The sequence below is a fragment of the Streptomyces sp. NPDC041200 genome (genome assembly GCF_055591805.1).
Window position 1 is genome coordinate 778,034 of the sequence record NZ_JBVIZF010000003.1, and the last position, 21,103, is coordinate 799,136.

A 21,103-nucleotide genomic window follows, 5' to 3' on the forward strand; every position below is an offset into this window, starting at 1 on the left:
GGCCCCTCACACAGGAGGGGACGCCGCGCCGATGCCGACCGAAGATGATCGCGGTCGGTACTGATCAGCGCGGCCCGCTAAGCAGAAGGCGTACGGCACGCATGGGGTCAGGTTACCGCAGGGCACCGAGGAGCCGCATCGAGGTAGGACGCGGGTGAGGAAACGGGAAACGGGCCGCCCGCATCGGACGACCCGCTCCTGGGATTGTGGAGCTAAGGAGAATTGAACTCCTGACCTCCTGCATGCCATGCAGGCGCTCTACCAACTGAGCTATAGCCCCAGGTCTTGCTGTTCCGCCCGGTTTCCCTGTCCGGTTCCCCTCGGCGGCATCGCCTACATTACACGGACGCCCCGGGCTTTAGCCAAATCGATTGCCGCGGCGCCCTCGACCGGTGCCCCTCACGCGGCTTCACACCGCTTCACGCCGTCGCGAACGAGTAGAAACGCTTCAGCGTGCAGTGCTCTTCGAGGAGCCGACCGTAGATCGGCTCGCCCTCCAGCTCCCGGTAGGTCTCGATCGGGTCGCCCTTGATGATCAGCGCCTGGGCGCACTCCGCGCACCAGTACTGGTAGTCGGAGTTGAGCGGCTCCATGTCGCGGACGATGGGTGTGCCGCCGCCACACCAGTCACATTTCCGGCTGTGTGCTCCCATGTCACTCAGCTCCAGCTGTGGCCGCAGGCCGTACACACGTAGGAAACACCGCCGTTGTCACCGAGTACCTGAGCCACATGACCGGAGCCGCAGGACGGGCATTCGATGCCCTCCCGAGCCGCCTCGGAAAGGTCCTCGAACGCGTCGAGGATGCTGGTCGGCATCCCACCCGTCCCTCCCCATCGGACTATCGGCCCTGCGCCCCCGCCGGCGGTCCGATTCTGCCACGGGGCGACGCCCAGGTCAGCGGAGATGCCACAGACGCCTCACCAGACTCATCAGCGCCCCGCACACCGCCACTTCCGCCGAGCCTCGCGCGCTCGGGCGGTGTCGTCCAACCTACCCAGGAAGATCGCACCGAACCCAGCCACCCCGGCGACAGGCTGAGTTGAGCCGACGTCAACAGGGGGCGGCCGCACGCGAGACGGGCCACCGCGCACAAAAGCGGCGATCCCGCCTCCCGGTGAGGGAGACGGGATCGCCGTCATCTGTGGAGCTAAGGAGAATTGAACTCCTGACCTCCTGCATGCCATGCAGGCGCTCTACCAACTGAGCTATAGCCCCGCTGCTCTCCGCGCCGCTGCGCTTCGAACAAGAAGGAGCTTAGCCGGTGACCAGCCGGAAAAGGAAATCGGGCCGGGAGGGGGCCGCTGGCCGTCGCCTAGGCGTCGTCGCCGAGGACGGGCTCGGGGAGCGATCCGGCGTTGTGCTCCAGCAGCCGCCAGCCGCGCGCGCCCTCGCCCAGCACCGACCAGCAGCAGTTCGAGAGGCCGCCGAGCGCCTCCCAGGTGTGCGGCTCCAGGCCGAGCAGCCGCCCGATGGTGGTGCGGATCGTGCCGCCGTGGCTGACCACCACGAGGGTGCCGCCGTCGGGCAGCTTCTCGGAGGCCTCCAGCACGACCGGCGCCGCCCGGTCGGCGACCTCGGACTCCAGCTCGCCGCCGCCGCGCCGCACCGGCTCGCCGCGCTTCCACGCCGCGTACTGCTCGCCGAACCGCTCGATGATCTCCTCGTGCGTGAGCCCCTGCCACTCACCGGCGTAGGTCTCCCGCAGCCCCGCGTAGTGGTCGACCGTGAGTCCGGTCACGGTCGCCAGCTCGGCGGCGGTCGCCACGACCCGCTTGAGGTCGGAGGCGACGATCGCGTCCGGCCGCAGCCCGGCCAGCAGCCGGGCCGCGCGGTGGGCCTGGGCGACGCCGGTGTCGGTCAGCTCGATGTCCAGCGAGCCCTGGAAACGGCGCTCGATGTTCCAGGCCGTCTGGCCGTGCCGCCACAGGACTATGCGGCGGCCGCGGCCGCTCATGGTGGCGTTCAGCTCAGCTCACCGCCCGCACCGCCGTCCGGACCCTGCGCCTGCGCGTACTCCTCCGCCTTGCCGCGGGTGGCCTGGGCGTCGGCCGGAAGGTCCAGCTGCGGGCAGTCCTTCCACAGCCGCTCCAGGGCGTAGAAGACGCGCTCCTCGCTGTGCTGGACGTGCACCACGATGTCCACGTAGTCCAGCAGCACCCAGCGGGCCTCGCGGTCGCCCTCGCGGCGCACCGGCTTGGCACCGAGGTCCTTGTTCAGCCGCTCCTCGATCTCGTCGACGATCGACTTGACCTGGCGGTCGTTGGGCGCCGAGGCCAGCAGGAAGGCGTCGGTGATCGAGAGCACGTCGCTGACGTCGTACGCGATGATGTCGTGCGCGAGCTTGTCGGCGGCCGCCTGGGCGGCGGCGTTGATGAGCTCGATGGAGCGGTCCGTGGCGGTCACAAGCGAGGCTTTCCGGTCGGTGGGGACCCTCAGGGTCTGGCACCCCAAGGGTCTCACGCCCCACCGACACGGCTCGCGGCCATTACCCCGTGACCGCCGTGACCCTCCCGACTCTCCCGTCGGCCGCGACTCAGCCCTGGGGGTCGTAGTCCGCGCCGAGGACCACCGTCACGTCCGCGTTGGCGGCGCCCTTGCCCTTCGTGACCGAGGTCGCGGGCAGTCCGAGGGTCTTGGCGACCTCCTTGGCCTGCCCGGCCTGCTTGGCGTCCGCGTACGTCACCCGCGAGGTCTGCTGCGGGGAGCCGCCCTCGGTGGTCGCGACGACCGTGAAACCGCCGTTGACCAGCGCGACCCGGGCGGCGCCCGACGCGTCCTCGCCGCCGCCCGCGCTGGTCACGCTCACCCGCGCCGCGGATCCCGGGTCGGTGTTCTTGACCGTGCCGCCGAGGACGCTCTTGACGACCCGGTCGGTCGCCCGGGCACTGAGCGTGCCGTCGCTCTGGACCGGCAGCATCATCGTGTCGTAGTCGCCGTCCTTGGCCTGCCCGGCGAGCCGCGCCAGCGAGGCGCCGAGCTGCTGCTCGGACAGCGACGGGTCGGGGATCTGGGCCAGCTGTTCGACGGTCTTGGTGGCGCCGCCCGTATCGCTGGAGACCTTCTTCAGGGAGGCGTCCATGACCTGGCCGAACCGCGCGAGCTGCTTGGTCTGCGCCTCACCCGGGGCCCGGTAGGTGGCGTACGCCACCGCCGCCTGGCCGCTCAGCACCTGCTCCTTGCCCCGCTTGACCAGCGGGTCCTCGCCCTTCCGGGCCGCCGGGACGGTGGTGTCGGTGTCCAGGGTGATGCTGCCGACCAGCTCGACGAGGTTCTCCAGATAGGGCGTGTCCAGCCGCCAGGTGCCCTGGATCTTCGAGCCCAGCAGGGTGGACAGGGAGTCCCGGGTCGCGTCCGAGCCCTCGTCGGTCACGGACTTGCCGAGCGTGGTGGAGCCGCCGTCCTCGGTGGAGACGGACAGGTCGTTCGGCAGCAGGACGGTGGTGCCCTTCTTGGTGGTCTCGTTGTCCACCAGCAGCGCGGTGGAGGTACGGCCGCCCTTCAGCTCCCGCAGGTGGACGACGATCACGTCCCGCTTCTGCGGGCCCCCGGCCGCCGCCTGTTCGTCGCCGTCGGCGGAGAGGCCGGGCAGCTTGCCCGCGTACCAGAGGTAGCCGACCCCGCCCACGGCGGCGAGGACCAGCACCGTGACGAGCGCGACGAACCGGTTGCGGCCCTTGCGGCGGCGCTCGTCACGCCGCTCCGAGCGGGTCTCGGCGAACTTCAGCCAGTCGATGACGTCTTCGGAGTCCTCGTCGGGCTCCTCCACGAAGGAGAACTGCTCGGTGCGGTACTCCGGACCCTCCGGATCCGTGCCGGGCTTGGCCGCGCCGCCGCCCTTCCGGGAGCCGTCCCTGTCCGGGGCCGAGGGGGCCGAGGGGGCCGAGGCCGGGGCGCCGTGGGACGGCTCCGGCCCGGCCAGCTCGGCAAGCTCCTGGTACGGGTTCGGCTCGTCCTCCTCGGCCACGGCGGGGGCGGCAGGCGCGGCGTAACCGTAGCCCTGCTGCCCGTACTGGTCCTGCTGCCCGGCCTGCCCCTGCTGCTGGACGTCCTGCGGATAGTGCTGCTGCTGTCCGTAGTACGGGTCGTACGGCTGCTGCGTCTGCGGATACTGCGTCTGCTCCTGCTGCGCCTGGCCGTACGGGTCGTAGCCGTATCCGTAGCCGTCCTGCTGCCCCTGCTGCTGCCCGTAGTACGACGACGGGGCGTAACCCTGCTGCGTCCCCTGCGGCTGGTACACCGGCTGCCCATAGGCGTCGTAGCCGTAGATCTGCGGCTCCTGGGCATACGGATCCCGCGCGTACGGGTCGTACGGGTCCTGTCCGTCGTTCACCGGTACCCCTTCAGCAGTCGTGCCGGTACAGCTCTCGCTTGTCGATGTACCGCACCACACCGTCCGGCACCAGGTACCAGACGGGTTCGCCGTGTGCGACACGCGCCCGGCAGTCCGACGACGAGATCGCCAGCGCCGGAACCTCGACGAGCGACACCCCACCCTCCGGCAGTCCCGGGTCGGCCAGTATGTGCCCGGGACGCGTCACACCGATGAAGTGGGCGAGCGAGAACAGCACTTCGGCGTCGCGCCAGGTGAGGATCTGGGCGAGCGCGTCCGCTCCGGTGATGAAGAACAGGTCCGCGTCACCGTTGAGCGCGCGCAGATCCCGGAGCGTGTCCGTGGTGTACGTCGCGCCGCCGCGGTCGATGTCGATACGGCTGACCGAGAACTGCGGGTTCGACGCGGTCGCGATGACCGTCATCAGATAGCGGTCCTCGGCCGGGGAAACCTTTTTGTGGCTCTTCTGCCACGGCTGCCCGGTCGGTACGAACACGACCTCGTCCAGGTGGAACTGCGACGCCACCTCACTCGCCGCGACCAGGTGACCGTGGTGGATCGGATCGAACGTCCCGCCCATCACACCGAGCCGCCGCTTGGCGGGCCCCTTCTCCTCTTCCATGCGTGCAGACCCTACTGGGCCCGGCTCGAAACCGGGGCCCGAAGAGGCAACGGCCCAGGTCAGCGGTCCCGGTTGAAGCGGGTGGTGATCCACAGCAGCAGGAACAGGATGACCAGAGCGGCACCACCGGTCATGTAGGGGCTGATGCTCGGGTGGGTGTCCACGTGCTCACCGCCCTCGCTCGCCAGGGTGGTCAGGGCAGCATGTGCGGTGCTGAAAGCGCTCATCGCAGGCGATACCTATCCGGGTCTCGGCGTCACGTCACGTCCGCCACATCGTATGCGAGCCGGATTCCGGGCCTGCTCTCAGTGTGCCCTTCGGCCCGCTCTCAGTCCTGTTTGTACCCGCGCAGCAGGAACCACGCGACCAGGACGGATCCCACGACCCCGACCACGATGACGGTGCGCAGCAGCGCTCCCGGTCCCTGGTCCTTGGAAGTGGCGGCGAGCACGGCGGTGAGGCCAGTCATATCGGGCATGTCTCCACGCTAGCCCCCCGCCGGGCAGGGCCTAAGGTGGGGTCCGCCAGGGGGGACGGGCACGACCGAGGCACTTCCGGGGCACAGTCCGGGAACAGTCCGCATGAGGGGGACAGATGAGCGACAGCCATACGCATGGGACCGGCGACGGGAGCGGCGCCGGAGAGGGACGTGAGCATGTGCCCAGCCGCCAGAGGCGGCGGTTTCCGGGCATTTCCTCACGCGCGTACGAACATCCGGCCGACCGCTCGGCGCTGATCGCGCTGCGCAAGCTCACCGGCTTCGACACCGTCTTCAAGGCGCTCAGCGGACTGCTGCCCGAGCGCAGTCTGCGGCTGCTGTACCTGTCCGATTCGGTGCGGGTGAGCGACCGGCAGTTCGCCCACCTCCACGACATGCTGCGGGACGCCTGCTACATCCTGGACCTGGAGCAGGTCCCGGCGATGTACGTCACCCAGGACCCGAAGCCGAACGCGATGTGCATCGGCATGGACGCGCCGATCATCGTGCTGACCACCGGGCTGGTGGAGCTGCTCGACGCGGAGGAGATGCGGGCGGTCATCGGCCATGAGGTGGGCCACGCGCTGTCGGGGCACTCCGTCTACCGGACGATACTGCTGTTCCTGACGAACCTCGCTCTGAAGGTCGCCTGGATCCCGCTGGGCAATGTCGCGGTGCTGGCCCTGGTGACGGCGCTGCGCGAGTGGTTCCGCAAGTCGGAGCTGTCGGCGGACCGGGCGGGGCTGCTGGTCGGACAGGATCTGCGGGCCTCGATGCGCGGACTGATGAAGCTCGCGGGCGGTCACCATCTGCACGAGATGAACGTGGACGCCTTCCTGGAGCAGGCCGAGGAGTACGAATCCAGCGGGGATCTGCGGGACTCCGTGCTCAAGATCCTGAACATGCTGCCGCGCAGCCACCCGTTCACCACCGTGCGCGCCGCCGAGCTGAAGAAGTGGGCCGCGAGCCGGGACTTCCAGCGGCTCATGGACGGCCACTACCCACGCCGCGACGAGGACAAGGACACCTCGGTCAGCGACTCGTTCCGGGAGTCGGCCAGCCACTACGCGGAGTCGGTCCGCACCAGCAAGGATCCGCTGATCGCGTTCGTACGGGACGTGGCGGGCGGCGCCGGGGATCTGGGCGGCAAGCTGCGCGACCGGTTCACCGGTGGCGGCGGCAGGCCGGGCGGGGACACCACTGAGGGCACATCCCCGCGGGACTCCCAGGACGGCGGAGAGGGCCAGGAGGGCTCCCCGGGGGACGAGCCGCCCCGGAGCTGACGCCCTGCGCCCTACGGCCCGGGGTGCGTCCCCGGGGAGAGCACGCCGCACAGCGAGACCGGGGTGCGGCCCGGGGCGTACGGGTCGGTGCCGGTCGGGGCGTCGTTCCGGACGCTCTGCCCGGCCACCAGCGGCCGCAGATAGCCGGAGGCGTTCGCGGCGCACGCCTGCGGGCCCGCCAGCACCGAGCTGTGCACCAGCTCCACCCGGTGGTCGCGCAGATCCCCGCGGTCGAAGCGGAACCGGGTCTCCCGGCGGACCGTGAACAGTGAGGCGTGGTCCGGGGCCCGCTCGTGGGCCCGCTGGATCGCGTAGACGAAGACGTGGTCGGCGCTGACCTCCAGGGTCGAGGGGGTGCGCTCGACGACCGTCAGCGAGCCGCGCACCCGCACGGGCGCGTTGGCCAGCGTCACCTCGGCCGGGCTGAAGCGGGTCAGCCAGCCGGTGGCCGAGTGACGGCCGTCGTCGACCGGGTGCTCGAAGCTCTGGTCGAACTGGAGCTGCTGGGCGGGATCGAGCAGCAGCCGCACCGCCTGCACCGGGCCACCGGTGAGCACTCCCGGGTCGAGGGTGGACTTCACCACGTAGTCCTTGGCCGTGGTGAGCGCCGTCACCACCTGACTCTCGGAGAAGCCCTGGGTGCGCCGCACGGCGGGCAGGGTGATCCCCTCGGCGCCGATACGGAACTCGGCGGCCGGGCTCTCCCGGAACAGCTCCGCGGGCCGCCCGCCGGGCACCTCACCGCGCGGCGAGAGCGGCACCACGCTGCTGCGCAGCGGCTCGACGGCCTGCGGCTCCGGGGCCTGGTAGGGGTGGCGTACGCCCATGTAGACGGCCGCCGCGAAGGCGAAGGCGATCAGCAGGACGAGGACGACGGCCTGCCGCGACGCCCCGGCGCGGGCCCAGGCGTGGCGGCTGCGCACCGCTGGGGAGTGGTCGCCCATGCGCTCCTGGGCGGAGAACTCCTGGAGCCGGGCAGCACGAACGAACGACTCGTCGAATACGACGGAGCGGTACTCGTCCTCACCACCTCCCGGGACGCCCTCGGGTGTCCCCTCGGGAGGGTCTCCACGCCCGGTCATACCTCAAGAGTAGGTCGCCGGGGGCAGCGGTAAACGCGGTGGTACTCCACAACTGCACGCGCAGTGCGGAGGAAACGCCGCATACGGTGCGACGTGCTACGAGGACGTGACGCGGGTGTGACGGACGGCGCCGTCACGGGGAGCGCGGTACGACGGAGGCGGGCGCCTCGCGCTCGGCCGCCGTGGACGGCATGCTGCCGGGCCGCCCCGCGGGCGTGCCGTCGACCCCACTGGTGGCGGGCGGCGGGGCCGGGTCCTGGCGGTTGCCCGAGGTGCCCCGGTAGACCGCCGTGAAGGCCAGCGCGACCACCCCGATGCCCATCAGGACGGCCAGCAGCCAGGCCACCGGGCGGTGCCAGCGGGCATGGCCGCGATAGGGCCGCCCGGCGCTCCCGTGGCGCCCGTACGGGCCGTAGGCGCCGTCCAGCTCCCGGCCCGGGCCGAAGCGGCCGTCCGGGTCGGCGTAGTCGTCGTACGGGCCGTCCCCGAACTCGCCGTCACCCTCCGGGCCGTACGCGTCGTCGAACAGCTCGTCGTCGGGGGACACCCCGGCTCGGCTGCGCCGGGACGCCTCGGCCTCGGCGCGCGCCTGCGCGGCGGCCAGCATGCGTTCGATGGCGGTGGGTTCATGGATGACGGCGGACCGTACGAAGTCCTCGTCGAAGACCACGGTGGCGAACTCGTCGTTCGCCTCCCCGTGGCTGCGGTCTTCGGGCTCGTCGCCGTTCGGGAACGGCTTGCCCCCCACGTCGTCCGGCACCCATTCAGAGTAGACCGGACGGGTCAATTTGGGCAGGGCGAAATGGTATTCGGGGGAAGATCCCCCCGGTGACCACCGGGTTCGCCCATCCCCCGAACGAGTGACTCAGCGGGTGTGTCCATCGCCGGTGACGATGTACTTGGTCGACGTCAGCTCGGGCAGTCCCATCGGTCCCCGGGCGTGGAGCTTCTGGGTGGAGATGCCGATCTCGGCGCCGAAGCCGAACTGGCTGCCGTCCGTGAAGCGGGTGGACGCGTTCACGGCGACCGTGGTGGAGTCCACCAATTGGGTGAAGCGGCGGGCGGCCGCCTGTGACGTCGTGACGATCGCCTCGGTGTGACCGGAGGACCACAGGCCGATGTGGGCCACCGCGGCCTCCAGGGAGTCCACGACCGCCGCGGCGATGTCGTACGACAGGTACTCGGTCTCCCAGTCCTCCATCGCCGCCGGGACGACCGTGGCCTTCGTCCCCTCGGCCTCGGCCAGCGCCAGCACCCGCTCGTCGGCGTGCACCGTGACGCCTGCCGCCGCGAGCGCCTCCAGGGCGCGCGGCAGGAACTCCGCGGCGATGTCCTGGTGCACCAGCAGCGTCTCCGCCGCGTTGCACACGCTGGGGCGCTGCGCCTTGGAGTTCACCAGGATGTCCACGGCCATGTCGAGGTCGGCCTGGGCGTCCACGTACACATGGCAGTTGCCGGTGCCGGTCTCGATGACCGGAACGGTCGACTCCTCGACCACCGTACGGATCAGCGAGGCGCCGCCCCGCGGGATCAGCACATCCACCAGGCCGCGGGCGCGCATCAGCTCGCGCACCGACTCCCGGCTCTCCCCCGGCACCAGCTGGATCGCGTCCGCGGGCAGTCCGGCGCCGCCCACGGCGTCGCGCAACACCTTCACCAGCGCGCTGTTCGAGTGGTACGCCGACGAAGAGCCGCGCAGCAGGACGGCGTTGCCCGACTTCAGGCACAGCGCCGCGGCGTCCACGGTGACGTTCGGGCGGGCCTCGTAGATGATGCCGACGACGCCCAGCGGGACGCGCACCTGGCGCAGGTCGATGCCGTTGGGCAGCGTCGAGCCGCGCACCACCTCGCCGACCGGATCGGGCAGCGCGACCACGTCGCGCACATCGGAGGCGATGGCCCGCACCCGCTCCGGGGTGAGGGTCAGCCGGTCGACGATCGACTCGCTCGTGCCCGCCTCCCGGGCCCGCTCCACATCGGCGGCGTTGGCCTCGACGATCTCCTTCGTCCGCACCTCCAGGGCGTCGGCCATCGCCAGCAGCGCGTCGTCCTTGAGGGCGCGCGGCAGCGGGGCGAGGTCGACGGCCGCGGCTCGCGCCCGGTAGGCGGTCTGGAGGACGGGAGACTTCGGCCAGGGGTCGGTGAGCGGCGACGTGGGTGCGCTGGTCATGCAGGCAGCCTACTGAGCCCAGCGCGGCGACCCCTGCGGTATTCCGCCCTTCGAGATGGCCTTCTCATATCCCGAACTCACATCTCGGTTCATATGCGAAGCGCTCCCAGGTCCCTCACCAGGTCCCCTCAGAACGGGTGCACACCCACCGGGGAGGCCGGTGGCGGCCCGTAGCCCTCCGCGATGCGCTGGTGATACGTATCACGGTCGATGACCTCAAGGCCCACGATCTCCCACGGGGGCAGCTTGGCCGTGGAACGGTGCTCACCCCACAGCCGCAGCGCCACCGCCGCGGCGTCGTGCAGATCGCGCGCCTCCTCCCAGTAACGGATCTCGGCGTGATCGTTGGCGTAGCGGCTGGTCAGCAGGAAGGGGTGGTCGTGGGCCAGCTGCTCCAGCGCCCGCCGTACCTCCCGCAGCGGCGCCTCGACACCCGAGACGCTCAGCGTGATGTGCCACAGCCGGGACAGCTCGACAGGTCGCTTGCCCTGCGCTGGCGCGTCCTCCGTCCCGGCATCACCCGTCCCGGCGCCGTTCGCGCCGACACCGTTCAACCCGACACTGGTCAGGGTGCGCTCCGCCGCCCCTCGGGGCGGCGCCCCCGGGCGCCCTCGTCTCACCGGCGGCCTCCTGTAGCTCGCTGCTCCGCTCACGCGCGGGCGGAGCACTGTGGCGGTGGTGCTCGTACTTCCACCGCGGGCCCGCTGCCCGCGCGACCCCGTTGAACAAAGTTGACCAGTCCTCGCGCGGCGGCGGGGCGTTTTTGCGGAAGGTAAGCCCCCTTTTTTCGGGGGCTCACCTCACCTCCGGGGTACGAAGGCGACCCGGGCGGAGCGTCACGCGTGGCGGTGGAGCACCACCAGATCGTCCCGGTGCACGACCTCGCGCTCGTACGCGGGGCCCAGCTCGCGGGCGAGGTCGCGGGTCGAGCGGCCGATCAGCCGCGGGATCTCCTTGGCGTCGAAGTTCACCAGCCCACGCGCCACCGCGCGGCCCTCGGTGTCGCGCAGCTCGACCGGATCACCGGCGGTGAACTCACCCTCCACCGCCGCGATCCCCGCGGGCAGCAGCGACGTGCGGCGCTCCACCACGGCCCGCACCGCCCCGTCGTCCAGGGTGAGCGATCCGCGGGGGTCCGAGGCGTGGGCGAGCCACAGCAGCCGGTCGGCCGAGCGGCGGCCGGTGCGGTGGAAGTACGTACCGGTGGGGCGGCCCAGCAGGGCGTCCCCGGCCCGGCTGGCGGAGGTGAGCACCACGGGGACCCCGGCGGCGGCGGCGATCCGGGCCGCCTCGACCTTGGTGACCATGCCGCCGGTGCCGACCCCGGAGCGGCCCGCGCTGCCGATCGAGACCCCGGCGAGGTCCGCCGGGCCCTTGACCTCGCCGATGCGCGAGGTGCCGGGGGTCCTCGGGTCGCCGTCGTAGAGCCCGTCCACATCGGAGAGCAGCACCAGCAGATCGGCCCGTACGAGATGGGCGACCAGGGCGGCGAGCCGGTCGTTGTCCCCGAACCGGATCTCGTCGGTGGCCACGGTGTCGTTCTCGTTGACGATCGGCAGGGCGCCCATGGCCAGCAGCTGGTCCAGGGTCCGGGTGGCGTTGCGGTAGTGGGCGCGGCGGCTGGTGTCGTCCGTGGTGAGCAGCACCTGGCCGACGCGGCGCCCGTAGCGCGCGAAGGAGGCGGTGTAGCGGGCCACCAGCAGTCCCTGTCCGACGCTGGCGGCGGCCTGCTGGCGGGCGAGGTCGCGGGGGCGCCGGTCCAGGCCCAGGGGGGCGAGTCCGGCGGCGATGGCCCCGGAGGAGACCAGGACTATTTCCTTGCCGGTTCCGGACCCGGGCCCGGCTCCGGCCCCGCTCGCGTCCTGGTCGAGCACCTTCGCGAGCACGTCGACCAGCGCGTCAACCCGGTCCGCGTCCAGACCCCCCGCCGCGGTGGTGAGGGAAGACGAACCGATCTTGACCACGATCCTGCGGGCCGCGGCCACCTCGTCCCGTACCGCCGACCCGTCCTGCTCTGTCACGCCTCTCCCCTGCTCATCCCGGGATGGTCCCCGGCTCTCACGCGCACCTCGCGGAACGCGTGTCCCGCACACTCACATCATGACAAGGGGGCAATCTACGTGAGCCGGGCCCCGTCTCACCCGGCCTTTTCTCCGCGCCGTGAAGCCCCGGGAGATCGTTTGGGCCCGTTTCAGGACGGTTGGCACCTGCGCGGATTGTCACCGGGCCAGAGAGCGGCATACGGTCAGGGGTCCCCCCACACGTCCACCGCCCTCCCGCCAGGAGCCCATCCCGTGCCCTCTGCTGGATTCGCCCCACGCCGGGTCGTACAGCTGACGGCGCTGCTAGCCATGGTGGTGTTCTTCACCACACAGCTCGTCGGCGCCGTACTTCCGAACGTACCGCTCTTCATCGCCGCCTCGGCGTGCGGCCTCGCCCTCGATCTCTTCCTGCAGCAGAAGCAGCCCGGACTGCTGACGCTGTTGGGCAAGGTGCGCTTCGACATCACGGTGCGCCAGCTGTTCCGCGACATGCTCATCATGGTCGGGCTGCTGCGGATCGAGGGAATCAATCCACTGCACGAGCAGGCGCCGCTGACCGTCGGGCTGCTGCTGTTCTATGTGGTGCACTTCGCCTGCCAGGCGGCCGCCATAATGGTGCGCCGCACCCGGCAGCTGCCGTTCGTCACGCGCAACATCGACGCGTCCGCGCTGCGGCTGAGCGACGCCCCGCCGCGGCTGTTCTCCCGCCAGCACGGCCGCCGGATCCTGCGGCTCGCCGCCCCCGCCACCGCCGGTCTACTGCTGACGGCCGGCACCAAGAACGGCGTCTGGGGCGCCGTCGGCCTCGCGATCGCCCTGCTGATCGGCATCGCCGGTACCGTCCACCTGGCCACCTGGCTGCTGCCGCGCAAGCGGGCGGTGAGCGAGGCGAAGGCCCTGGAGTGGCTCGACACCTGGCTGGCCGAGTACCAGCCGACCGTGGGGATGTACTTCTCCGGCGGCACCAGCTCCGCGTACCAGGCGAACATGTGGCTCTCCACGCTCGCCGCGCTCGAGGGCAACCCCATCATCGTGCTGCGCGAGCGGTTCATGGTGCAGAAGATCGACGCGACGGACGTCCCGATCATCTGCCTCCCCAAGGTCGCCCATCTGATGCGCATCGAGCACTCGACGCTCAAGGTGCTGCTGCACCCGGCCAACTCGGGCAAGACCTCGCAGGTGCTGCGCATCCCCTCGATCAAGCACGCGTTCATCAACCACGGCGAGAGCGACAAGCTCTCGAGCTGCAACCCGTACGCCAAGGCGTACGACGAGGTGTGGGTCGCGGGCCCGGCCGCGCGCGACCGCTACCAGCTCGCCGACATCGGCGTCGAGGACAAGGACGTGGTGGAGGTCGGCCGCCCGCAGCTGGCGCCGATCCGCCCCTACGCGGGCGTCCCGACCGGTGAGTACACCACCGTGCTGTACGCGCCGACCTGGGAGGGCTGGGACGGCAACCCGGGCAACACCTCGGTCATCCTGGCGGGCGAGAACATCGTCCGCGAACTCCTCGCCGACCCCAAGGTGCGGCTGCTGTACAAGCCGCACCCGATGACCGGCTCCGTCGACCGGCGGGCCGGGCGCGCCAACGATCGCATCAAGGCGATGATCGCGGAGGCGAACACCCAGCGCGGCGGGTCCCGTCCGCCCGCCGAGGCCGCGGCCGAGCTGAACCGGCGCGCCGAGGAGCTGAACCAGCTCACCAGCAGGGCCTTCCGCCGCAGCGCCGACGAGATCGAGCGCATGAGGCTCCAGGGCACCCCGGACGACAACCGCGCCGCGGGCGTCGCGGCCGCCACCGCCGCCTGGGAGAGCGCCTACTGGGCGTCGCTGCCGGAGTGGGAGCACCAGGTCGTCACCGGCCCGCGGCCCGCCATCTTCACCTGCTTCAACCAGGCCGACGTACTGATCAGCGATGTGTCGAGCGTCGTCTCGGACTACCTGACCAGCGAGAAGCCGTACGCGGTGGCGAACACCAGCGGGCTGACCGAGGAGGAGTTCCGGGCGAACTTCCCGACGGTGCGCGCCGCCACGATCCTCACGCCCGAGGCGTCGGAGGTTCCGGAGCTGCTGGAGGCCGTCCGCGAGCCCGAGAACGACACCCTCGCGGCCGCCCGCGCCGAGCTGAAGGTGCACCTGCTCGGGCCGTCCGACCCGCCGTCCCTGGTGCGCTTCGACCAGGCCGCGCAGAAGCTGGCCCGGCTGGCCGACGAGCGGCGGGCGCGGATGGCCACGCGGCTGGCCGACGAGATCCCGTCGCAGCGCGAGGCCCGGGACGCGGCCGAGGAGACGGAGCTGGAGGCCGGGCCGTCGGAGCCGGAGGAGACGGCGACGGTCTGAGACCGCCTGGACCGCCGGTCCGAGACGGCTGAGGCGCCACAGCGCGCGTAAGGGCCCGGGAGCATCGCTCCCGGGCCCTTCGCCGTGGCACCGGCCGCTCGCGGCCGACAGGGGCCGTCAGGGCGCGTGACGGAGGCAGCCCGCCCCGCCCGCGCCCCGAAACCGGCCTAGAACGGCTTGAACGACTCGTACTCCTCGTCCGCGTCGTCCCGCTCCGCGTCCCGGTCGCGGCGCCGCTGCGCCGCCGGGCGGGGGGCCTCGAAGCGGTGGTCCTCACCTCGGCGGCCCAGCATCTCGGCGCCCGACGCGAGCGTCGGCTCCCAGTCGAAGACGACCGCGTTCTCCTCGGGGCCGATGACGACCTCGTCGCCCGCGCGGGCGCCCGCCTTCATCAGCTCCTCCTCGACTCCGAGGCGGTTCAGCCGGTCGGCGAGATAGCCGACGGCCTCGTCGTTGGCGAAGTCGGTCTGACGGACCCAGCGTTCGGGCTTCTCGCCCACGACGCGGTAGAAACCGTCCTCGGCGACGACCCTGAAGCCCGCGTCGTCCACGGCCTTCGGGCGGATGACGATCCTGGTCGCCTCCTCCTTCGGCTTGGCCGCCCGCGCCGTCCCGACGATGTCGGCGAGGGCGAACGACAGCTCCTTCAGCCCGAGGTGGGCGACGGCCGAGACCTCGAAGACCTGGTAGCCGCGGGCCTCCAGGTCCGGGCGGATCATGTCGGCGAGGTCCTTGCCGTCCGGGATGTCGACCTTGTTGAGGACGACGAGCCGGGGCCGGTCCTCCAGACCGCCGTACTCGGCGAGTTCGGCCTCGATGACGTCGAGGTCGGTCAGCGGGTCGCGCTCGGACTCCAGGACCGCGGTGTCCAGGATGTGCACCAGCACCGAGCAGCGCTCGACATGGCGCAGGAACTCCAGCCCGAGGCCCTTGCCCTGGCTGGCGCCCGGGATCAGACCGGGCACGTCCGCGATGGTGTAGACGGTCGAACCGGCCGTCACCACGCCGAGGTTGGGCACCAGGGTGGTGAAGGGGTAGTCGGCGATCTTCGGCTTGGCGGCCGAGAGCACCGAGATCAGCGACGACTTGCCGGCGCTCGGGTAGCCGACGAGGGCCACGTCCGCGACGGTCTTCAGCTCCAGGACGACGTCCCCGGTGTGGCCCGGCTCGCCCAGCAGCGCGAAGCCGGGGGCCTTCCGCCGGGCCGAGGCGAGGGCCGCGTTGCCGAGGCCGCCGCGGCCGCCCTGGGCGGCGATGTAGGTGGTGCCCTCGCCGATCAGGTCGGCGAGCACATTGCCCTTCTTGTCGAGGACGACGGTGCCGTCCGGGACCGGCAGGACCAGGTCGCTGCCGTCCTTGCCGGAGCGGTGGCCGCCCTCGCCGGGCTTGCCGTTGGTGGCCTTGCGGTGCGGGCTGTGGTGGTACTCGAGCAGCGTGGTGACCGACTGGTCGACGACCAGGATCACATCGCCGCCCCGGCCACCGTTACCGCCGTCCGGGCCGCCGAGCGGTTTGAACTTCTCGCGGTGCACGGAGGCGCAGCCGTGGCCTCCGTTACCCGCGGCGACGTGCAGCTCGACGCGGTCCACGAAGGTGGTCATGACGGGTGCCTCCAGTTACGTACGGGGTCGATGTGTCGTCGTTACCTGCGTACCAGGCGTAACGCACCGAGGGCGGACCCGCTTCCCCGTCACGGGGAAGAGCGGTCCGCCCTCGGAAAGGTGTGTGGCGTCGTGCCGGGGCCGAGATTACTCGGCGACCGGGACGATGTTCACGACCTTGCGGCCACGGTGGGTGCCGAACTGCACCGCACCGGCGGCCAGCGCGAACAGCGTGTCGTCGCCGCCGCGGCCGACGCCCGTGCCCGGGTGGAAGTGCGTGCCGCGCTGGCGGACGAGGATCTCACCCGCGTTGACGGCCTGGCCGCCGAAGCGCTTGACCCCGAGCCGCTGGGCGTTGGAGTCGCGACCGTTCCGAGTGGACGATGCGCCCTTCTTGTGTGCCATGTCTCCTCAGTCCCTTACTTCGCAGCCGAGTCGATGCCGGTGATCTTCAGCGCGGTGTGCAGCTGGCGGTGGCCGATCCGCTTCCGGTAACCGGTCTTGTTCTTGTACTTCAGGATGTCGATCTTGGCACCCTTGTGGTGGTCAACGACCTCGGCGTGAACCTTCACACCGGCCAGGACCCACGGGTCGCTGGTGACGGCATCGCCGTCGACAACGAGCAGAGTCGAGAGCTCGACGGTGTCGCCGACCTTGCTGGTTCCAATGCGGTCGACCTCGATGACATCGCCCACGGCTACCTTCTGCTGGCGGCCGCCGGTGCGCACGATTGCGTACACGCGGTTCTCACTCTCTCGCTAGTAAACGGGACCTCTGATGCCAGCCGCTCTCCATGACCCACGAAGGTCATGACAACCGAGTGATGCCTCGCGGTTCTGCGTGGTTCAGCATCGGCCGAACGGCCTCTCCCGCCGGGCGGGAGGGATGTGCTCAGGGGCTTGGCGTAGGACGCCGAGGGTCAAGGTTACCAGAGCCCGGAGGCCCCCTACGCACGTGCGCGGGGGGCCTCCGGGCTCTCGTATGCGTCCGGCTCAGTCGTCGGCGGAGGCCGAGACCGACTGCGGCGTCTGCTGCTCCGCCGCCGCGGTCTTCTTCGACGCCGCCTTCTTGGTGGTCGCCTTCTTCGCCGTCGTCTTCTTCGCGGTCGTCTTCTTGGCCGTCGTCGTCTTCGACGCGGTCTTCTTGGCGGCCGTCTTCTTGGCGGGTGCCTTCTTCGCGGGCGCCTTCTTGGCAGCCGTCTTACGGGCCGTCTTCTTCGCCGGTGCCTTGGCCTCGCCGTCCACCGGAGCCTCGCCCCCGGCTTCGGCCTCACCGTCGGCGGGCGCCGCCACCGGCTCGTCGGCCTCCGGCTTCGCCTGCTCCCCCGCGGGAGCGCTGACGACCACCACGGCGGCGTCCTCGGAGCCCGTGGGCGAGCCCGCCGGAGCGGACACCTTACGGGTCGCCCTGCGGCGCGCACGCGGCGCGGGAGCGGCCTCCGGCTCGGCAGCCACCTCCGGCTCGGGGGCGGGAGCGGCGGCCTCGGGCGCCTCGGCGGGCGCCTCCGCCTTCGGCTCGTCCGCCGCGACGACCACGGCCTCCGGCTGCCCGGCGCTCTTCGGCGCGCCCGCCGGGGCGGACACCTTGCGCGTCGCCCGGCGCCGGGTACGCCCACGGCCCGCGGCGGCCTCGGCCTCGGCGGCGCTGCTGTACAGCTCCTCGTCGGCCGCGAAGACCGGCTCCGGCAGCGCCTTCGGCTCCGCGACCTCCGCCGCGATCTCCTCGGCGGCCTCGGCGACCGTCTCGGCCTCGGCGGTCTCCTCCGGCGCGGGCGCCTGCTGGCCACCGGCCGCCGACGACTTCTTCTTCTTGCGCTTGCCGCCGCCACCGCCGCCGACCGCCGTCGGCTGGTCCATGTGGACGATCACGCCACGGCCGTTGCAGTGGACGCAGGACTCGGAGAACGACTCCAGCAGGCCCTGGCCGACCCGCTTACGGGTCATCTGGACCAGGCCGAGCGAGGTGACCTCGGCCACCTGGTGCTTCGTACGGTCGCGGCCCAGACACTCCAGCAGCCGCCGCAGCACGAGATCGCGGTTGGACTCCAGCACCATGTCGATGAAGTCGATCACGATGATGCCGCCGAGGTCGCGCAGCCGCAGCTGACGCACGATCTCCTCGGCCGCCTCCAGGTTGTTCCTGGTGACCGTCTCCTCCAGGTTGCCGCCCTGGCCGGTGAACTTGCCGGTGTTGACGTCGACCACGACCATCGCCTCGGTCCGGTCGATCACCAGGGAACCGCCGCTGGGCAGCCAGACCTTGCGGTCCAGCGCCTTCATCAGCTGCTCGTCGATCCGGTACGTGGCGAAGACGTCGACGTCCGAGTTCCACTTCTGGAGCCGGTCGACGAGGTCGGGCGCGACGTGCTGGACGTAGCCGTGGATGGTCTGCCAGGCGTCCTCGCCGCTGACGATGACCTTGGAGAAGTCCTCGTTGAAGATGTCGCGGACGACCCGGACGGTCATGTCCGGCTCCCCGTAGAGGAGCGTCGGCGCGTTACCGCTCTTCGCCTTCTTCTTGATCTCTTCCCACTGAGCCTGCAGCCGCTGGACGTCGCGCGCCAGCTCGTCCTCGCTCGCGCCCTCCGCCGCGGTGCGCACGATCACGCCCGCGTCCTCGGGGACGATCTTCTTGAGGATCTGCTTCAGCCGGGCGCGCTCGGTGTCGGGCAGCTTGCGGCTGATGCCCGTCATGGAGCCCTCGGGGACGTACACCAGGTAGCGGCCGGGCAGGGAGACCTGGCTGGTCAGCCGGGCGCCCTTGTGGCCGATCGGGTCCTTGGTGACTTGGACGAGCACGGACTGCCCGGACTTCAGGGCGGTCTCGATGCGGCGCGGACCGCCGGTGAGCCCCAGCGCCTCGAAGTTGACCTCGCCCGCGTACAGCACGGCGTTGCGGCCCTTGCCGATGTCGACGAAGGCGGCCTCCATCGACGGCAGCACGTTCTGGACCTTGCCCAGGTAGACGTTGCCGACGTAGCTGGTGGCCTGCTCCTTGTTGACGAAGTGCTCGACGAGGACGTTGTCCTCCAGCACGCCGATCTGGGTGCGCTCGCCGTTCTGCCGGACGACCATCACCCGCTCGACCGCCTCACGGCGGGCCAGGAACTCGGCCTCGGTGATGATCGGCACCCGGCGGCGGCCCTGCTCACGGCCCTCGCGGCGACGCTGCTTCTTCGCCTCCAGACGCGTGGAGCCCTTGATCGACTGCACCTCGTCCGAGCTGGACTCGGTGTCCTTCGCGCGCCGCTCGCGCGGTTCCCGGACCTTGACGACCGTACGCTCCGGGTCGTCACCGCCCGACTCCGCTTCGGCGCCGTCCCCGCTGCGACGGCGGCGACGGCGGCGGCGACGGCTGCTGGAGCTGCCACCGGCGGACTCACCGGCCTCGGCGCCCTCCTCGTCGGCGGCGCCCGGCTCCTCGCCGGTCTCGCCCTCGGCCTGCGCCTCGTCCTCGTAGCGGTCGCCGTCCTCGCCCTCGGAACGGCCCTCGGCGCCCTCGGCGTCGGCGGCCTCGCCCCGGCGGCGGCGACGGCCACCACGGCGACGGCGGCGGGCCGGGCGGTCGCCCGACTCCTCGTCGCCCTGCTCACGGTCGGCCGCGCGGTCGTCCTGCTGCTCGGCCTCCTCGGCGGCAGCGGCGGGCTCCTCGGCCTCCGCCGGGCGCTCCTCGACGGGCTCGCCCCGGCGGCGGCGACGACGGCGGCCGCCCGCGGCGGGGGCCACCGGCTCGGCGGCCGCGGTCTTGTCCTGCTCTTCGGTCTCCTCGGCCTCGTCGGCCTCTTCCGCGGCGGACGCGGCGGCCTCGGCGGCGGCGCTCTCCGGGGTCTGGAAGACCGGCTCGGTGAAGACCGGCGCCTGGAACACCGCTGTCGGCGGGCGCACGGCCCGGCGGCGGCCACCGCGCGGCGCGGTCTCCGGCTCGGCCTCGGGCTCGGCGGCCTCGGCGGCGGCCTGCGGCTGGGACTGCTGCTCCTCGGCGGCGGCCGTCTTGCGCGTGGCACGGCGGCGGCGGGCGCGCGGCGCCTCCTCGGCGCTCTCCTCCGAAGCGGCCGCGGCGGGCTCGGGAGTCGGCTCTTCGGTGGCCTCAGTGGCCTCGGCCGCGGCGGCGGCCGTCTTACGGGTCGCCCGGCGGCGGGTACGGGCGGGCGGCGCGGCCTCCGCGGAGGCCTCGGCCTCGGTGGCAGCGGGCTCAGTGGCCTCCGCGGCCTCGGCGCCCGGCTCGTCGTCGGCGGTCTGCGGCGCACCGGCCGCGGCGGTCGCCTTACGGGCGGCACGGCGGCGCGTACGGGCACGGGGCGCCTCGTCGGCCGGGGCGTCGGCTGCGACTGCGGCTGGGGCGGTGTCCTCGTCGCCACTGCCACCAGCGGCCGCCGCAGACGACGCGTCCACGTTGGCGGGCTCCGTCTGCGGGGCGCCCTCCGGAGCGACGGCCTTGCGGGTGGCCCGGCGGCGCGCACGGGCGGGCGGCGCGGGCTCGGCGGCGGCCTCGGCCGCTGCGGGCTCCTCCGCCGACACCACCGTCTCGGCGGCCTCCGGCGCACCGGCCGGGGCGGTCACCTTGCGGGTGGCCCGGCGGCGCGCACGGGCGGGCGGCGCGGGCTCGGCGGCGGGCTCCGGATCGGCGGCCGGGATCCCGGCGGGCTCGGCGGCCCGGGGGGCGTCCGCCGTGACGACGGTCTCCGCGGCCTCCGGCGCACCTGCCGGGGCGGCGGTCTTGCGCGTCGCCCGGCGGCGCGCGCGGGCGGGCGGAGCGGCGGAAGCGGTGTCACCGTCGGAAGCGTCGGAGGCGACGGAAGCGGTGGACGCCTCCGCGGCGGCCACGGCGGCGCCGGCGGCGATCGACTCGGCCGGTATGGCCGGTACGGCGGGCGCCGTCACCTCGGCGTCACTCACGGCGCCGACCGGCGGACCGGCGGGCCGGGAGGCGGCGCGGCGGCGGCGCGGCGGCAGGGTGTCGCTGGGTGAAGTGGGATCCCCGGAGGCGGCGGCGCGGGGCGCGGCTTGTGCCTGGGGCTGGATAGGTTCGGTCGGCTCAATGGGCTCGAGCATGCGGGCGGTTCTCCCGTCACGCTCCCGGGCGCCGCGCCTGCTTCCGGCCGGACCCCACGCGCTGCGCGGGTTCCGCCGTCCGGGGCGCGGGCGCCGCACGGG

General features: G+C 72.1%; 19 protein-coding genes and 2 tRNA genes. 2 read left to right on the plus strand and 19 right to left on the minus strand.

Annotated elements, in window-relative coordinates; translation table 11 throughout:
• Positions 1-207: 207 nt before the first annotated feature.
• The 10 genes from ACZ6CL_RS13300 to ACZ6CL_RS13345 all read right to left on the minus strand — a co-directional run bounded on the left by ACZ6CL_RS13300 (position 208) and on the right by ACZ6CL_RS13345 (position 5,432).
• A tRNA-Ala gene (locus tag ACZ6CL_RS13300) sits at positions 208-280 on the minus strand.
• Between the two features lie 139 nt (positions 281-419).
• Positions 420-653 carry a hypothetical protein gene (locus ACZ6CL_RS13305; RefSeq protein WP_009717962.1) on the minus strand — a complete coding sequence of 78 codons (234 nt, stop codon included), beginning with the start codon at positions 651-653 and terminating at the stop codon, positions 420-422.
• A 5-nt stretch (positions 654-658) separates the two neighbouring features.
• Entirely contained in the window at positions 659-817 is a 159-nt protein-coding gene (locus ACZ6CL_RS13310; protein ID WP_468935080.1) for a hypothetical protein, read from the minus strand.
• A 327-nt stretch (positions 818-1,144) separates the two neighbouring features.
• A tRNA-Ala gene (locus tag ACZ6CL_RS13315) sits at positions 1,145-1,217 on the minus strand.
• Positions 1,218-1,314: 97 nt separating this feature from the next.
• Entirely contained in the window at positions 1,315-1,956 is a 642-nt protein-coding gene (locus ACZ6CL_RS13320) for a histidine phosphatase family protein (RefSeq protein WP_468935083.1), read from the minus strand.
• Between the two features lie 8 nt (positions 1,957-1,964).
• Complete coding sequence (gene rsfS, locus ACZ6CL_RS13325) at positions 1,965-2,405, minus strand: ribosome silencing factor (protein WP_468935086.1); 441 nt, start codon at positions 2,403-2,405, stop codon at positions 1,965-1,967.
• Between the two features lie 130 nt (positions 2,406-2,535).
• Entirely contained in the window at positions 2,536-4,332 is a 1,797-nt protein-coding gene (locus tag ACZ6CL_RS13330; protein ID WP_468935088.1) for an LCP family protein, read from the minus strand.
• Positions 4,333-4,342: 10 nt separating this feature from the next.
• On the minus strand, positions 4,343-4,954 hold the full coding sequence (gene nadD / locus ACZ6CL_RS13335; protein WP_009717958.1) for a nicotinate-nucleotide adenylyltransferase: 612 nt from the start codon (positions 4,952-4,954) through the stop codon (positions 4,343-4,345).
• Positions 4,955-5,013: 59 nt separating this feature from the next.
• Positions 5,014-5,181 carry a hypothetical protein gene (locus ACZ6CL_RS13340; RefSeq protein ID WP_468935091.1) on the minus strand — a complete coding sequence of 56 codons (168 nt, stop codon included), beginning with the start codon at positions 5,179-5,181 and terminating at the stop codon, positions 5,014-5,016.
• A 101-nt stretch (positions 5,182-5,282) separates the two neighbouring features.
• Positions 5,283-5,432, minus strand: a complete 150-nt coding sequence (locus ACZ6CL_RS13345; protein ID WP_167542520.1) for a hypothetical protein — start codon at positions 5,430-5,432, stop codon at positions 5,283-5,285.
• A gap of 116 nt (positions 5,433-5,548) precedes the next feature.
• Here ACZ6CL_RS13345 and ACZ6CL_RS13350 point away from each other — a divergent pair, with 116 nt between their 5' ends.
• The gene (locus tag ACZ6CL_RS13350; RefSeq protein WP_468935094.1) at positions 5,549-6,715 is read left to right on the plus strand and encodes a M48 family metallopeptidase; all 1,167 of its coding nucleotides are present in this window, start codon (positions 5,549-5,551) and stop codon (positions 6,713-6,715) included.
• Positions 6,716-6,726: 11 nt separating this feature from the next.
• Here ACZ6CL_RS13350 and ACZ6CL_RS13355 read toward each other — a convergent pair whose 3' ends face one another.
• The 5 genes from ACZ6CL_RS13355 to proB form a co-directional block, all read right to left on the minus strand.
• Entirely contained in the window at positions 6,727-7,797 is a 1,071-nt protein-coding gene (locus ACZ6CL_RS13355; RefSeq protein WP_468935097.1) for an SCO2583 family membrane protein, read from the minus strand.
• A 133-nt stretch (positions 7,798-7,930) separates the two neighbouring features.
• Positions 7,931-8,557 carry an SCO2584 family spore wall biosynthesis protein gene (locus ACZ6CL_RS13360; protein WP_468935100.1) on the minus strand — a complete coding sequence of 209 codons (627 nt, stop codon included), beginning with the start codon at positions 8,555-8,557 and terminating at the stop codon, positions 7,931-7,933.
• Positions 8,558-8,662: 105 nt separating this feature from the next.
• A complete protein-coding gene (locus tag ACZ6CL_RS13365) occupies positions 8,663-9,967 on the minus strand; it encodes a glutamate-5-semialdehyde dehydrogenase (protein WP_468935102.1) in 1,305 nt (434 codons plus the stop codon).
• A gap of 128 nt (positions 9,968-10,095) precedes the next feature.
• Complete coding sequence (locus ACZ6CL_RS13370) at positions 10,096-10,587, minus strand: hypothetical protein (RefSeq protein ID WP_468935105.1); 492 nt, start codon at positions 10,585-10,587, stop codon at positions 10,096-10,098.
• Positions 10,588-10,803: 216 nt separating this feature from the next.
• Complete coding sequence (proB, locus tag ACZ6CL_RS13375) at positions 10,804-11,988, minus strand: glutamate 5-kinase (protein ID WP_468935108.1); 1,185 nt, start codon at positions 11,986-11,988, stop codon at positions 10,804-10,806.
• Positions 11,989-12,261: 273 nt separating this feature from the next.
• Between proB and ACZ6CL_RS13380 the strand changes: the two genes are divergently transcribed.
• On the plus strand, positions 12,262-14,349 hold the full coding sequence (locus ACZ6CL_RS13380) for a hypothetical protein (RefSeq protein ID WP_468935110.1): 2,088 nt from the start codon (positions 12,262-12,264) through the stop codon (positions 14,347-14,349).
• A 167-nt stretch (positions 14,350-14,516) separates the two neighbouring features.
• Here the strand turns inward: ACZ6CL_RS13380 and obgE are convergent, their stop codons facing one another.
• The 4 genes from obgE to ACZ6CL_RS13400 form a co-directional block, all read right to left on the minus strand.
• Positions 14,517-15,950: a GTPase ObgE gene (obgE, locus tag ACZ6CL_RS13385; protein ID WP_468935112.1), complete on the minus strand. Its 1,434-nt coding sequence runs from the start codon at positions 15,948-15,950 to the stop codon at positions 14,517-14,519.
• A gap of 147 nt (positions 15,951-16,097) precedes the next feature.
• A complete protein-coding gene (rpmA, locus tag ACZ6CL_RS13390; RefSeq protein WP_009717948.1) occupies positions 16,098-16,355 on the minus strand; it encodes a 50S ribosomal protein L27 in 258 nt (85 codons plus the stop codon).
• A gap of 14 nt (positions 16,356-16,369) precedes the next feature.
• A complete protein-coding gene (gene rplU, locus ACZ6CL_RS13395; protein ID WP_009717947.1) occupies positions 16,370-16,690 on the minus strand; it encodes a 50S ribosomal protein L21 in 321 nt (106 codons plus the stop codon).
• Between the two features lie 252 nt (positions 16,691-16,942).
• A complete protein-coding gene (locus ACZ6CL_RS13400) occupies positions 16,943-21,001 on the minus strand; it encodes an Rne/Rng family ribonuclease (protein WP_468935115.1) in 4,059 nt (1,352 codons plus the stop codon).
• Between the last annotated feature and the right edge of the window lie 102 nt (positions 21,002-21,103).

Excerpts from the sequence above, each read along its gene's own strand:
- ACZ6CL_RS13350 (WP_468935094.1), top strand. The coding sequence starts at position 5,549 with ATGAGCGACAGCCATACGCATGGGACCGGCGACGGGAGCGGCGCCGGA.
- ACZ6CL_RS13340 (WP_468935091.1), bottom strand. The coding sequence starts at position 5,181 with ATGAGCGCTTTCAGCACCGCACATGCTGCCCTGACCACCCTGGCGAGC.
- rpmA (WP_009717948.1), bottom strand. The coding sequence starts at position 16,355 with ATGGCACACAAGAAGGGCGCATCGTCCACTCGGAACGGTCGCGACTCC.
- ACZ6CL_RS13310 (WP_468935080.1), bottom strand. The coding sequence starts at position 817 with ATGCCGACCAGCATCCTCGACGCGTTCGAGGACCTTTCCGAGGCGGCT.
- ACZ6CL_RS13345 (WP_167542520.1), bottom strand. The coding sequence starts at position 5,432 with ATGCCCGATATGACTGGCCTCACCGCCGTGCTCGCCGCCACTTCCAAG.
- ACZ6CL_RS13365 (WP_468935102.1), bottom strand. The coding sequence starts at position 9,967 with ATGACCAGCGCACCCACGTCGCCGCTCACCGACCCCTGGCCGAAGTCT.
- ACZ6CL_RS13320 (WP_468935083.1), bottom strand. The coding sequence starts at position 1,956 with ATGAGCGGCCGCGGCCGCCGCATAGTCCTGTGGCGGCACGGCCAGACG.
- nadD (WP_009717958.1), bottom strand. The coding sequence starts at position 4,954 with ATGGAAGAGGAGAAGGGGCCCGCCAAGCGGCGGCTCGGTGTGATGGGC.
- ACZ6CL_RS13305 (WP_009717962.1), bottom strand. The coding sequence starts at position 653 with ATGGGAGCACACAGCCGGAAATGTGACTGGTGTGGCGGCGGCACACCC.
- ACZ6CL_RS13355 (WP_468935097.1), bottom strand. The coding sequence starts at position 7,797 with ATGACCGGGCGTGGAGACCCTCCCGAGGGGACACCCGAGGGCGTCCCG.
- obgE (WP_468935112.1), bottom strand. The coding sequence starts at position 15,950 with ATGACCACCTTCGTGGACCGCGTCGAGCTGCACGTCGCCGCGGGTAAC.
- ACZ6CL_RS13400 (WP_468935115.1), bottom strand. The coding sequence starts at position 21,001 with ATGCTCGAGCCCATTGAGCCGACCGAACCTATCCAGCCCCAGGCACAA.